General features: G+C 46.5%; 11 protein-coding genes. 4 read left to right on the top strand and 7 right to left on the bottom strand.

Annotation, left to right across the window (positions count from 1 at the left end; all coding sequences use genetic code 11):
- The first annotated feature begins 13 nt into the window (after positions 1–13).
- Positions 14–508, top strand: a complete 495-nt coding sequence (locus L5M10_RS09920; RefSeq protein WP_263146996.1) for a phosphatidylglycerophosphatase A — start codon at positions 14–16, stop codon at positions 506–508.
- Between the two features lie 152 nt (positions 509–660).
- Here the strand turns inward: L5M10_RS09920 and recN are convergent, their stop codons facing one another.
- Positions 661–2,319: a DNA repair protein RecN gene (recN, locus tag L5M10_RS09915; RefSeq protein WP_131523581.1), complete on the bottom strand. Its 1,659-nt coding sequence runs from the start codon at positions 2,317–2,319 to the stop codon at positions 661–663.
- Positions 2,320–2,447: 128 nt separating this feature from the next.
- Positions 2,448–3,410, bottom strand: coding sequence for an AEC family transporter (locus L5M10_RS09910; RefSeq protein ID WP_263146999.1), 963 nt, complete (start codon positions 3,408–3,410; stop codon positions 2,448–2,450).
- Between the two features lie 291 nt (positions 3,411–3,701).
- Here L5M10_RS09910 and lldR point away from each other — a divergent pair, with 291 nt between their 5' ends.
- Complete coding sequence (gene lldR / locus L5M10_RS09905; protein WP_105251752.1) at positions 3,702–4,601, top strand: LysR family transcriptional regulator LldR; 900 nt, start codon at positions 3,702–3,704, stop codon at positions 4,599–4,601.
- A 36-nt stretch (positions 4,602–4,637) separates the two neighbouring features.
- Here lldR and L5M10_RS09900 read toward each other — a convergent pair whose 3' ends face one another.
- From L5M10_RS09900 to barA, 3 genes are all read right to left on the bottom strand, one after another.
- Complete coding sequence (locus L5M10_RS09900) at positions 4,638–4,871, bottom strand: DUF3319 domain-containing protein (RefSeq protein WP_131523583.1); 234 nt, start codon at positions 4,869–4,871, stop codon at positions 4,638–4,640.
- A gap of 143 nt (positions 4,872–5,014) precedes the next feature.
- Positions 5,015–5,614 (bottom strand): YjaG family protein, encoded by a 600-nt coding sequence (locus L5M10_RS09895; RefSeq protein ID WP_028761381.1) that lies wholly within the window; start codon positions 5,612–5,614, stop codon positions 5,015–5,017.
- Positions 5,589–8,390, bottom strand: a complete 2,802-nt coding sequence (gene barA / locus L5M10_RS09890; protein ID WP_105251754.1) for a two-component sensor histidine kinase BarA — start codon at positions 8,388–8,390, stop codon at positions 5,589–5,591. The genes L5M10_RS09895 and barA overlap by 26 nt, the downstream gene beginning before the upstream one ends.
- A gap of 100 nt (positions 8,391–8,490) precedes the next feature.
- On the opposite strand from barA, the gene rlmD reads away from it, so the two are divergent.
- Together rlmD and relA are read left to right on the top strand one after the other, a co-directional pair.
- Positions 8,491–9,843, top strand: a complete 1,353-nt coding sequence (gene rlmD / locus L5M10_RS09885; RefSeq protein WP_263147004.1) for a 23S rRNA (uracil(1939)-C(5))-methyltransferase RlmD — start codon at positions 8,491–8,493, stop codon at positions 9,841–9,843.
- A 152-nt stretch (positions 9,844–9,995) separates the two neighbouring features.
- Positions 9,996–12,203, top strand: coding sequence for a GTP diphosphokinase (gene relA, locus L5M10_RS09880; protein ID WP_263147008.1), 2,208 nt, complete (start codon positions 9,996–9,998; stop codon positions 12,201–12,203).
- A 488-nt stretch (positions 12,204–12,691) separates the two neighbouring features.
- Here the strand turns inward: relA and L5M10_RS09875 are convergent, their stop codons facing one another.
- Positions 12,692–13,717, bottom strand: coding sequence for a transposase (locus tag L5M10_RS09875; protein ID WP_263147011.1), 1,026 nt, complete (start codon positions 13,715–13,717; stop codon positions 12,692–12,694).
- 228 nt (positions 13,718–13,945) lie between these two features.
- A partial coding sequence (locus L5M10_RS09870) for an integrase core domain-containing protein (protein ID WP_263146819.1) occupies positions 13,946–14,184 on the bottom strand: 239 nt, incomplete at its 5' end.

The following is a 14,184-nucleotide window of genomic DNA, read 5'->3' as shown; positions in this document are numbered from 1 at the left end:
GAAGAGCATGTTAATGAAATGGTTGTCAAAGGATCAGGTGCTAACGCGCCTGTCATTAAAAAATCCTGTCCACTTTTTGGCACTCGGTTTCGGTAGCGGGCTCGCCGCTAAAGCGCCTGGCACCTTCGGTACTTTGGCCGCAGTTCCCCTCTATTTATTGATGGCGCCATTACCGCTCACTTGGTATATCGGCTTAACCTTATTGAGCGCATTTGCGGGATTTTATATCTGCGGTAAAGCCGCTCAAGATATGGGTGTTCACGATCACGGTGCGATTGTGTGGGATGAAGTGGTTGGGCTACTGATCACTATGATAGCGGCACCAGCAGGTTGGGGTTGGTTGTTAGTCGGCTTTGGTCTATTTCGCTTTTTCGACATCATCAAGCCTTGGCCTATTCGATGGCTCGATGCCAAAGTTCATGGTGGCTTTGGCATTATGATTGACGATGTCTTAGCGGGCGTGTTTTCGTTTATTTGTCTGCAAGGGCTAGTCTGGTGTGTTAGCTAACATTATCGCTAACCTAACATGATAGTTAACCTGACATGTTAGTTAGCATGACCAACAACTAATTCTTAGCTTTGATATAGCCCCTTAGCTTGTGATATAGAGTGTGTAGATTCAAGCGGTTAGCGATCTCATTCGTTATCTGATTCATACTACTATTGCAGCAGTTCCCTTGCGTTCGCGAGGGTATTGCTGGTGATAGTATCGCCACCTAACAGTCTTGCAAGCTCTTGGATACGCTGCTCACGATCGAGCGATTTCATTGTGGTCTCAGTACTGCCTGCCTTATTAAATTTATCGACAAACATGTGTTGATGACCATTGCCCGCAACTTGCGGCAAGTGAGTCACGCACAGTACTTGGGTCGATTCCCCTAAGCTGCGTAACATGCGGCCCACCACTGCTGCGGTGGGGCCGGAAATCCCGACATCCACCTCATCGAAAATTAATGTCGGTGTGGCAACTTTCTTCGCGGTAATCACTTGGATCCCTAGCCCTATCCGTGAGAGCTCACCGCCAGACGCGACTTTCGAAATCGGTTGCAAAGGTTGGCCAGGGTTAGTGGTTACCATAAATTCGATATTGTCACTGCCATTGGCTGACATTTGCTCGGGGTGGAAATTGACTTCGATCGTAAATTTACCCTTAGGCATATTCAGTTCGTGGATTGACTGAGTCACCAGTTTGTCGAGTTCTTTAGCATAGCGGGCACGGCTTTGGCTGAGCTTTTGCGCATTGCTAAGATAAGCGGCTCTACTTGCCTCGACTTGAAGCTGAATTTCTTCAAGTTTACTTTCATCACTGTCTAAGGTGCTTAGCTCAGCCTTTAATGCTAAATGATGCTCGGCCAGTTTATTCGGGCTAACATGATGCTTACGCGCCAGTTGCATGGCTTTTGATAGCCGTTCTTCTAAATAGGCAAAGTGGGTTGGATCGAGTTCAAGCTTACTCAAATAGTGCTGTAATTCGCCGGCACTTTCTTGCACTTGGATTAAGGCATCATTGAGCATTGTGTTGATATTGCTTAATGCAGGATCGTAGCTTTGCAGATCTTCGGCGAGGGAAACGACTCGATTGAGCAACGACTCTATGTTGTTCTCTTCGCCTTCAGTGAGTATATCTAAGCTCGCTTGACAGGTGTCAATCAACTCAGTGCCATTGGCTAAGCGTTTGTGCTCTTGCTCAATTTCATCGAACTCATCAACTTTAAGATCAAACTCATCGAGTTCTTCTACTTGATATTGCACTAATTGCTTACGGGCAATACGTTCATGCTGTGAGGCTTCGAGTTGTTTTAGGTCAGCCTCAATTTGCTTGCAGCGTTGAAAGCTGGCGGCAACCGTATCGATAAGTAATCTGTGGTTGGCATAACTGTCGAGCAGGGTGAGTTGATGTTCACTTTTTAACATCGCATGGTGCGCATGTTGGCCGTGAATACCGATGAGCAACTGACCCAGTAATTTGAGTTGCGTCAGCGGCACTGGATTCCCATTGATGTAGGCGCGTGAACGGCCATCGCTACCAATGGTCCGACGTAGTATGCATTCATCATCGAGTTCAAGATCGTTATCTTCTAACCAACGTTTCGCCAATGGAATATCATCCAAGGAAAAGCGGGCGCTGACCTCGGTTTTATTGGCTCCGGGACGAACACTGCTGGCATCGGCGCGATTGCCTAGGCATAGGCCTAGCGCATCGATGGCAATCGATTTACCCGCACCAGTTTCACCTGTGATGCTGGTCATACCGGGGCGAAAATCCAGTTCTAAAAAACGGACGATAGCGAAGTTATTAATGCTGAGTTGGCAAAGCATAGTGAATTCCTGTCGAAAAACATACCAAACCACTGTATTGATAAACAGTATATACTGATTTTATATACAGTAAAGTGGCTTGGGTAAATAATCGGCATTATCGGTAGTAAATATTTTTAATTAACTGATTATGCATAGGTTCTTACTAAGCTTTCTAAGATAGGTAAACTGAAGAAAGTGACTAAGGTGCCAAATAGAATGCCTTGAGCACTGGTTGAAGCCTGAGTGTTATAACGCTGGGCAAGTAAGTACACGCTAGCCGCGGTGGGCAGTGCGCTCAAGATCACGCCCATGATCAGGTAGTCACCACTTACTCCAAAACGGTTAAGCATAAAGTAGACGAGTGCAGGTTGGATAGCCAGCTTGAAGAGGTTGATAAGGCTCAGTTCGATAAAATTCTTGGGGCTAAATACGCTGCTATCTTTCTGGTAGCGCATCGCTTTGGCGAGTACCATGCCGATAGCAAATAGGGCGCAGGGGCTTGAGGTATTGCCTATTTGCTGGATCATTAGCGCCAGCCCTGACGGCAGTTTTATCTCTAGCGCCGAAATGCCGACGCCAATTAAGCTACCAATAACGATAGGGTTTTTACCGACCGCCATCGCCATTATGACTAAGGCGTGGTGTTGTCTTTGGGTGTTAGTGGCCAGTTCCATCGAGACTAAGGCGACGGCAAACATCAGCACGGATAATAAGCTGGCAATCGCGGCGGCGACTAAGGCACTTTGTTGCTGCGGAAAGAGGATGATGAGCAGTGGAATACCAATAAATGCCGTATTACCAAAGGTGGCATTGAGGGCTCGAATAGCGGCAACCGCATGCTGTTTAGGGTTAGCGATCAGCGATAGCCCAAGGCAGACAAGATAAGTGATTACCATAGCTGTGCTGTAGCCCGCAATAAATCCCCATTGCAAAATCTCGTCAATCGGCTGCTGGGCGAGGGCGATAAGCATGATTGCAGGGAACGCAATATAGTAGACATATTGGTTTAGCACTTGATCCGTATCGACGGGCAAGAGTTTTAGTTTTTGCACTAGTGTACCGAGCAACATGATCCCGAAGACGGCAAACAGAGGGGTTAAAATGGTCATTTCCCTCACTCATCCTTACGATTAAATTTGAATAAACTCGCCCACCGTCGTCATTTTACTGTCGCTATGATTCTTGGTGGACAGAGTTACAGCACTTGCTTCTTTTTATGTCACTTTAGAGCCAGATTTAGCGCCAGCGCAGTAAAACTCGCCACAAAATAACATACCATTTCAATCTAAGGCTATTGCGCTATGGTCGTATAAGTGAATAATTCAATGATTTAAAACACAATCACTTAGTGAATTTAGCGTTTTAACGTCAATACCCAATATGTGAAATTAGGATATGCAATGAGTGATGATTTAGGCGCTGAACTACAACTTGTCTATCTTTTTGTGCATTTAGTCAATGCGGGCAGTTTTTCGCAGGCGGCGAAGGAGCTCGATATGCCCATCGCCACTGTGAGCCGCAAGTTAGCGAAGTTGGAAGAGAAGCTCGATAAACAGCTCTTTATGCGCAGCACCCGCAAGTTACGATTGACAGAGGAAGGGCTGGCGCTCTTTCAACGCTACCAGAGTGTGGTTGCTCAATTTGATGAACTAAGTGGTTTAGGCAGTGATAAACCCGAGGGAACCTTACGCATCGCCGCGCCGATTTCGATTATTTCCATTGTGTTTATTCAGGCATTGAATGAGTTTGGCCGTTTGTATCCAGATATCCGTTTGCACATTTCCCAGAGCAATGAGTTAGTCGATTTGATCGACAAAGGCATAGATGTGGCGATTGTTGGCGGTGCTCAGCCTGATTCTTCTTGGGTGTCGAGTACCTTAGGCGAGCTCGACTATTGCCTGTTTGCCACACCAGAATATTTGGCTCAGGCACCTAAACTTGAGCATCCCGATGATCTTGAAGCCCATCAACTGATAAAAGTCTGGCCGCTGTTTAATTGGCATTTAAAGCATCCAAGCGGCGAGTCTTTTTATTTTAATGGCCCGACTAAGCTCACCCTCACGGATTTACACGGAGCGATTCAGGCGACCTTAGGCCATGGCGGGATCTTGTATGGTCCTGAACTATTTGTAAAACAGCAGATTAAAGAGGGAAAACTCAAAGTATTACTGCCTGAATGGATTGGCGAACAGAGGCGAATTTCGATTTTATATCATCAGCGCAGCCAGCAGCCGCTAAAGGTAAGAGTCTTTATTGAGTTTATGCAGTCAAAGGCGCCAGAGTTATTCTCTATGCGTTGATTTAACCGAGTTATTCTTTAATAAGGGAACTGATTTTTAGCGTCTTTTAGGTTTTACGGTGTTTTTGCTCATGGTGTTTTGCGTTTGTTTTGCGTCTTGCAGGCTGGAGCGTGTCGCGGGCAGTATGCCGAGTTCTAAGAAGTATCCCACTAAACGCCGTAGTTCAAATAAAGAACCGATACGCTGTTGATCTTTGATGGTCAGTTTCCAACTGTCGGTGCGTCCTTCGCTATTGGTTAAGATAAATCCTTGATAAACAATCTTTCTCATTGGAATAACTCAATCTTTATTGATGCTATTTATAGCAACTGGATATCTTTGACGGGATTCGTTGGTGAGGGTGTAAAACGATGATCCCTTTCTTATTCTGCATGGATAATAGGTGCTTGAGTAACCCCAAGCACCCCTATCAATTAAGCGACGCTGATACCGATATTTGATACGCCAGCTTCGATAATGTCTTTGCGTAAACCTTTGACCAGTTCTGCAGTGATCTTCGGATTTTCTTCAATAATTTCCAGCAGAGAATTTTGTAATTCTTTCTCTTCTTCCATGACTTCATGGGCGAAAACGAAATCATCTAATGCTTCATCCACCAAATCGACATCGCTGATCGCTTCGATGTAGTTAGCCACTGTGCTGGATGACAATTTGCTGATATTGACTATGTCTTCTTCAATTTTGCCTTGAATCGCACCCAGTAAGGTCGATATGGCGACCACTGCATCCATAGCAGGGTAGACGCCATAGGCTTCAAAATCAGCAGGATCTGGGGTGTTATCTTCCAAGCGTTGCAGATGCACATCGACATTGAATTTGAGCTTGGAGTCGTACTGGGATTGCCACAATAGTTCTAATGCGGTACTCAACACAGTAGGATCGCCAAACTCACAAACTTCGGAAAACAGTTGATAGTTGGGCAACATACGTTGGCAAAGTGCAGTGGCAAAGAGTTGTTTTTGTGGCAGTGTTAACGCCTTGAGACGTTTAAAGAAGCCCGTTTTTTTGGTCATCTGTTATTTCCGCTGATAGCTGTGATATCACTTGATTTGCCGCAGATTCTACCTTAGTTAACTCATCAAGTAACTCTAGTATTTCGGGTTCGAGATCTTCAACCGATGTTTCACGTTTTAGTGCTGATTCAATTTCTTGGCATAACCTTTGTGTGGTGGGCACGCCGCAGTAGCAGCTCGCACCATGCAGCTTATGGATAGTACTGAGCATGACAGGGTGATCGTTTTGACTTAGCGCCGTTTGAATCGTCGCCACGGTTTGCGGCAATGAGTCGAGCAACATTCTGAGCATATCTAAGGCGAGATCGGCCTTGTGATTGGCTTGGGTTAAGCATAAATCCCAGTTCAGCGTATGCAGGTCAAAATGGGTGAACTTAGGTCGAGTGATCCAGCGATGAATAATGTCTTTGAGCGCCGCTTCATCAATAGGTTTCGGTAAATATCCGTCCATACCACTGCCTAAAATCAGTTCGCGTTCTTCGGCAATGGCATGGGCTGTCACGGCAATTATCGGCGTGTTGCGGTTCATCGAGCCTTGGCGAATTTGCTTCGTGGCACTAATGCCATCTGTGCCAGGCATTTGGATATCCATAAAGATCAAGTCGAAGGTGCGAGTCTTCGCCTGTTTAACTGCCTCATCACCACTGTTGACGGCAACCACAGTCGTCACTAATTCGCTGAGTAAAGTATCAATCAGTTTTAAGTTGGCAAAGTTATCATCTACCGCGAGCACGGTTAAAGATTGGCGCGCAACCGGCGTTGATATTGTCGCAGGGGCTATGATGTCGTACTCCATCGGTGGATAGAGTAAGTTGCGCGCAAGCTGATGCTCACTGACTGGCAGAGACAACACCACATCGGCATTCGGGCGAATAAATTGGGTTAAGGCATCCTGTTCTTGGCAATCGTATAGCACTATAAGGCAATCTGTTTTGGTCTTCGCTAAGTTTAGTGTACTTACCAGTTGTGCTGAATCGCTAAACCCATGGCAACTCAAGAGAACATAGTCGTATGGCGCTTCGGCCGTGGTGAGCGTAGTCAACAAGCTTGGAATATGCTGATGATGGGTGACTTTTGTATCCCATTGATTCAATTGGCGGCTTAATACTGCGTGGGTGAGTACCCGCGGTTCGTAAAACAGTATGGTTTTGTCTTTGAGTTTTTCGAGCGGCAGTGAGTCACCGATTTGGAATTGACCTAAGCCGAGCGGCAAACTGAACCAGAAGTTTGAGCCTTTTTCTGGGGATGAAGTAAAGCCGATTTGGCCACCCATTTGATTCACTAAACGTTTAGTGATCACTAAACCTAAGCCGGTGCCACCAAAGCGGCGCGAAATCGACGAGTCTGCTTGGCCAAAGGCTTGAAATAAAAAGTCCTGCTGGCTTTCATCGATGCCGATACCTGTGTCGACCACATCACAGCGCAGTACCACTTGTTCATCCGATTGGCTCTGCAGTTCGATTTTGACCATCACGCTGCCAGAGTCAGTGAATTTAATCGCGTTACCAACCAAGTTATTGATGATTTGGCATACGCGCATAGCATCGCCATTGACATTGTCGGGCACGTTGGGGGCGATATCGACGACGAGTTCTAGGCCTTTGGCCTGGGCGCTGCCGGAGATCAAGGTAATCGTATCGCTTATGGTTTCCCTAAGGCCGAAGGGCATGTTTTCTAACACCATTTTACCGGCTTCGAGTTTAGAAAAGTCGAGAATGTCGTTGATGATACCCAGCAGGTTAGTGGCGCTGCGTTCTATGGTCTTGATGTAATCGACTTGGCTCGAATGCAATGGTGTTTTGACTAATTGCCGAGCAAAACCGATAACGCCATTGAGCGGCGTACGTAACTCGTGGGACATATTCGCTAAGAATTCAGATTTAATTCGGCTGGCTTCTAGGGCGCGTTTTTTAGCTAAATCCAGCTCGACGTTTTGGATTTCAATCTGCTCTAAGGTTTCCCGCAGATCCGACGTCGCTTGGTCGATATTTTGCTGCATCTCATCATGGTATTCTGACAACGAACCTGCCATGGCATTGATGCCGCGTTTGAGTAAGTCCAGCTCACCAATCAAGTTGCCATCTAAGCGGGCGTCCAATTTACCTTCACGGATTTTAGCGACGACGCGCACCATTTCAGTAATGGGCTGAGTGACGTTTTTCACTAGCCGGAAAGTAAATAGCAGGTTTAACTGCACGCCGATCAACACGATAATAAAGGCGGCGACTGCGGCTCTATGTTGCTCTAACAAGGCGCGTTCTTTATTGATTATTATCGAGATATAACCTAAAAGATGACCATCGTCTGTCTGGATATCGTAATTAGCGGGAGCAGCAATGGGGCCTGTGGCAAAAATGGGCGTCCGTAAAATAAGGCTGTCGTCCACATGTTCAATTTCGGTTTTATGCAGCGTGTTGAGTGCTTCTTTGTAGCGCATAATCTCAAAGTCTTTGTGATAGTGGGAGGTCACAAAGAGTTGATTATTAGCATCGAAAATCGCGATGGATTTTACTAAGGTGGATTTGTTGAGCTGTGCCGCCGCGAGTAAGCGTTTGGTCGCCTCGCGATCATTCGCCACTAAGCCGATCTCACTGGCAATCGACAGTGGCTCGATAATATTGCTGCCCTGTTCGACGAGCGTATCTTCGAGCTCATAAAAACGGTTTATGGTAAAGTAGCTGCCCAGAAGGATACCGACCAAGATTGTTGGCGCGAGCGCCAGCACAAGAACCCAAGAACGTAGGCTGTATTTGGTCATGTTGTTGACAGGGTTCATAGCAGCGGCGGTGTTTCCTGTGACAGAGACTAAGATAATTTTATAAGACTGCCAGAAAGAGGGCGGTCTTTGCCAGTATTTTATTGATTTAGAGGCCGAAATGGCGCAATTTTTTAAAGCAAAACCAAATAGTTCCAAACAGTTGTCGGCTAAGTTATCGCTGAGCGTAGAACAGCTCGATCACTTAGGTGCTGGTATAGCACAACATCAAGGTAAAGTCGTGTTTATCCCTGGCGCTTTGCCCGATGAAACCGTAACGGTACAGCTCACCGAGCAAAAGAAAAATTATGCCCGTGCCAAGTTGATTAAAGTCGATTCATCAAGTCCTGAGCGCGTTGAGCCTGAGTGTCCACACTACCACACCTGCGGCGGCTGCGACTTACAGCATATGTCATTATCGGGTCAGCGTGAGCATAAAGAAGCCGCGTTGCTGGATATTATGGCTAAGTTTGCCGGTGCCGAAGGCGGCACGTTATCACCCGCATTAACGGGTGAAGGTTGGCATTATCGTCGCCGCGCCCGTCTTGCAACTTTATTTGATAAAAATACCAAGCACTTAAGTTTAGGCTTTCGCGCCGCCAGTAGCAGTAGTGTGGTGCCAATCAGTCAATGTCTGGTGTTAGCTAAGCCGTTATCGGACTTGATCGTACCCTTTGCTAAGTTACTGAACCAATTGTCGGCTAAAGCCAGCTTAGGCCATCTTGAGTTGATTGCCGCCGATAATGGTCACTTCGCTGTGCTGCGGATCACTAAGGCGTTAAACGATAAAGATCTCGCAAAGTTGTCAGCCTTTGCTGAGCTGCATCAGATCCATATTTGTCTGCAGGACAACGAAGGGCTATTCCAAGGCGTCGGCGCTGAGTTAGTGTTACCTGTTTATCAACTGTTAGATGAAAATGCGCAGTCGGATGCGGTGAGCTTAAGTTTCACACCCGGTAACTTTGTGCAAGTGAACGGACAGATTAACAAGGCCATGGTCGCTCAAGCGATGGATTGGTTAGCGCCAGCGCCAGATGAGCGCATTTTGGATTTGTTCTGCGGCATGGGTAATTTCAGTTTGCCCTTAGCGAAAATGGGCGCGGATGTGATTGGCGTCGAAGGGGTTGCCGAAATGGTGACTCAGGCACGGGTGAACGCGAAAGCTAACAATCTGGATAAACTGACCTTTTACCACGGCGATTTAAGTGCGGATTTATCCCTTGAGCCTTGGATGGGCAAGATTGATAAATTACTGCTCGATCCCGCTCGTGCGGGGGCATTTGAAAGCTTGCAATGGCTTAAGAAGATGAAGCCGCGCAAAGTCGTGTATGTATCTTGTAATCCTGCAAGCTTGGCCCGCGATAGCGCAGTACTGTTAGAGCGCGGTTACCGATTACAGCAATTGGGACTTATCGACATGTTCCCACAAACACACCATATCGAAGCCATGGCACTGTTTGAATTAACCAAGTAATTTGCGCTGGCAAAGTAAGCAAAGCGTTTGAATAACGTAAAAAATGTGATTATTACGTCGGTTGGGTTTGACAAGTTCGCGCCAATGCTGAAGATAGGAGAGCTGAAGTGGTGCCCACTTTCTCTCTGAGCACGGATAAGGAAATAAATTAGATGGTCTCTGTTCGCGAAGCGCACTTTAATGATCCCGATTTTCACTTAGAAGATTGGGTAGCTCGCTATGTTGGTCATGCCGATGAAGCGCAGATGCTACTCTCTTTGATAGGGCAGATTGACGCCTTACCCGCCAAGAGTCCTGCGGCGAAGAGAGAACTGCTCGAACGTGCTCGAGAGATGATTGAAATCCTCGCACCGCTAAACATGGACATTGAAACCCTGCAAGCGGCAATTTTGTTTGTGGTGCTCGATGCTGGGTTACTGACCGAAGAAGCCATCCAAGAGAAATTTGGTGAGCCGCTGGCGCGTTTAGTCGCGAGTGTCGTGACCATGAACGCGATTGGCGCCTTGAAAATCAATCCTAATAGTCGTTCAACCGAGCCGCAAATCGACAATATCCGCCGCATGTTATTGGCTATGGTTGAAGATGTGCGCGCTGTGGTGATTAAGCTTGCCGAGCGTGTGTGTTTACTACGGGCGGTGAAAAATGCCGACGAAGAAACTCGCGTGCTGCTGGCCCGTGAAATTGCCGATATTTACGCGCCGCTGGCTAACCGTTTGGGTATTGGTCAATTAAAGTGGGAGCTGGAAGATATTTCTTTCCGCTATCTGCATCCTGATACCTATAAAGACATTGCTAGGCAATTAGATGGCAAACGACTGGATCGTGAAGTTTTTATCGACAAGTTTGTCAGTCAGTTGCAACAAAGATTAGATGAAGATCAAATTCGCGCTAAGGTCTACGGCCGGCCGAAACATATCTACAGTATTTGGCGCAAGATGAAGGGCAAGCACCTTAAATTTGATGAGTTGTTTGACGTGCGCGCCGTGCGTATCGTGACTGAACGTCTGCAGGATTGTTATGGCGCGTTAGGTGTGGTGCATACGCTTTGGCACCATATTCCTCGGGAATTTGACGACTATGTCGCTAACCCAAAACCTAACGGTTATCAATCGATTCATACGGTGGTGGTGGGGCCTGAGGGCAAAACCGTTGAAATTCAAATTCGTACCCAAGACATGCATGAAGATGCAGAGCTGGGTGTGGCCGCCCACTGGAAATACAAAGAAGGCAATCATTCCGGTAAGCAAAGCGGCTACGAAGAAAAAATTAACTGGCTGCGTAAAATTCTGCAATGGCAGGAAGACGTGGTCGAAAGTGGCAACTTGGTCGAAGAAGTGCGCAGCCAAGTGTTTGAAGATAGAGTCTATGTGTTCACCCCAAGCGGTGAAGTCGTCGACTTGCCACTGGGCTCAACCGTGCTCGACTTTGCCTATTACATTCACTCTCAAGTGGGGCATAAATGTATTGGTGCTAAGGTTGATGGCCGTATTGTGCCGTTCACCTATCAGGTTGAAACGGGTGAGCGTATCGAGATCATCACCTCGAAACAGCCCAACCCTAAGCGTGACTGGCTTAACCCTAACTTAGGTTATATCCGTACCTCGCGGGCGCGTTCGAAAATCCAGCATTGGTTTAAGCAGCAGGACAGAGACAAGAATATTGTCGCCGGCAAAGAAATGCTTGAATCCGAACTCGCGCGGGTGAGCCTTAAAATTAAAGACGCGGCCATCGCGGTCGAGCGCTTTAATATGGCGAGCATGGATGACTTACTGGCGGCCATTGGCGGCGGTGATGTGCGTCTGCATCAAGTGGTTAACCATATTCAAAGCCGTCTGCGACTCGACGAAGTGTCAGAAGAAGATGCGGTCGAAGAATTAGTTAAGAAAGGCCAACATAAGCCGACCTCCAGTGGCCGTGGTCAGGTTGAAGTCAACGGTGTGGGTAACTTGCTTAACCATATCGCCCGTTGTTGTCAGCCAGTTCCCGGAGATGAAATCTTAGGTTTTATCACTAAAGGCCGTGGCATTTCTGTGCATCGCGCTGATTGTGAACAAGTTAAAGAGTTAATGCGGGTTCACCCAGAGCGCGGTGTCGATGTGGTCTGGGGCGAAAATTACTCCGGCGGTTATCGGATGCGTTTGCGGGTATTGGCCCACGATCGCAGTGGTTTATTGCGTGACTTAACCTCAGTGCTGGCGGCCGAAAAATCCAATGTATTAGCCATGAGCTCGTCATCTGACACTAAAAATCAGACCGCCGCGATTGAGTTGGAACTGGAGCTTTATAACCTCGATGGTTTATCGCGAGTGTTATCTAAACTGACCCAAGTCGATAGTGTGATCGAGGCAAGACGGCTTTAAGTTTAGTTATGCCTTTCGAAGTGAATAGCCTTGAAATCTCTAGCAATATAAAAGACTTTGAGAAGCCATCTTGAAGCTAGAAAGTAATAAAGGATAGGGGCGGCAAGGCGAATTTCGCTGGCCGCCTTTTTATTTGGTTTTTTTATGAAAATTGAGTTGGATGACCAGTTAATTTAGTCTTTTGTATGTTTAGCTGTTGCTGCAAGCCATTCATAATGGCTTGTCATGGCATTCACTCACCGACTCGCAGCCAGTCCATCCGTGGATGCTCGACCGCCCCGTCCATGGGGCGGACGGTCGTCTCGCTAATCATCATGGCACGCCTTTCGAGTGCTTGCGTAACCTGTTGGTTTTAAAGGCTAGATCTAATCTTAACGATTATAGACACCACTCTATTGGGCAGAAATGAGCTATGTTTTGCACGGAATTCTCTGCATTCCGGATAAACAAAAATAATTCTAAGCGCTGAATCGTGGGCAGCGATGAACTTAAGGATGTAACGCTTGGCTTGAGGCTTTACCTTTACACCATTTGCCGCTGTTGTGCTGCTTTTTAAACTCGCACATACTATCCCATCGACCACTTATGCCACTGTATTGACGGCGAAACTCTTTGGCTGAAGTGAGCCATGCATCGGACGAAATGCCTAATTCATCGAGCAGTTTTGGCAGCTGATTATCAATATAACCTTTTTTATCAAGGCGAATGGCTCGTCCCGTCCAATCTATTAACTCAAGATAATCAGCAAAATGAAACGGAATACCCGTTTGCTGATTCTGAAGTGTTGAACCATCAAATTTTGCGAGGGCTTTATGTGGTATTTGCTGTAGGTTATCTGCGGTAGTTTTGGCCAGTTGGGGCGCGTTGCTATGAGGATTAAGCGCATTCACGCGCTCCTGAATCGATGTAAAATCAGAGGATTGCAAAGAGTCGGCAATCCCTGCTCGAATAGGATTTAAATCGACATACATCATGCACGCCAGCAGTGCTTGCTCATCTAACAAGGCTTGTGACTTAAAACGGCCTTCCCAAAAAGCACCTTTACACTCATCTTCACGATTGGCCTTACGGGCAATTTCTTCATTTAAACAGCGCATAAACCAAGAGATACTGCTCAGTCGCTCATGCCACTCGGCGAGAAATGCATCAAGTAACATCGCTTCACCGTCGATTAAAGCATCACCATTCATATACTTAGTGGCGACAGCATGGCCTTTAGTGATTTGACACCAGCGGCGAATAATATCTTTTTGCGTTAGCGATTTCGCCTTGTCGACATCAATTTTAAGCACTAAATGATAGTGATTACTCATCACCGCATAGGCACAAATATCAATACAAAAAATAGCGGACAAGACTTTGATTTTATCAACAATCCAGCCACGTCGATGCTCGTAACTGCGACCAGTGAGTTTATCCTCACCACACAAAAAAGCCCTTCTAACACAGCGATTTATCACATGATAGAAAGGCGTTGCATTGGCATCAATTAATTGTCTTCTAGCCGAAGTCATCACAAGTCACCGTACTGGCTAAATTAGGATAACTTAAAGCCTAGTCTAGAGGGCAAGAAAACACAAAAAGATATGGCTGTCCTCTCTATCTCTCTCTCTATCTCCTCTCTATCTCACTCTATCTCATTGATGATGTTAGTTAAGAGTGTAGTGGTCAAGTAAAATTGGCCACGGTTTTAGAGTCATTCCAATATAAACGTTCTGACTCATTTGGCGTTAATGTAGTGGTCAAGTAAAATTGGCCACGGTTTTAGAGTCATTCCAATATAAACGTTCTGACTCATTTGGCGTTAACCCACCATTATATTGATGGGGTCTGGTCTCACTGTAGTATCCAGTGATGTAATTTGTGATCTCTTTATCTGCTTCTGTAAAATTCCCATAACCACTAGCGGGTATCCACTCAGATTTCAAACTTCTAAAGAAACGCTCCATTGGTGCGTTATCCCAACAATTCCCGCGGCGAC

Source organism: Shewanella sp. SM32 (genome assembly GCF_025654235.1).
Lineage (GTDB): Bacteria > Pseudomonadota > Gammaproteobacteria > Enterobacterales > Shewanellaceae > Shewanella > Shewanella oncorhynchi.
This window is presented reverse-complemented; position numbering and strand designations above follow the sequence as displayed.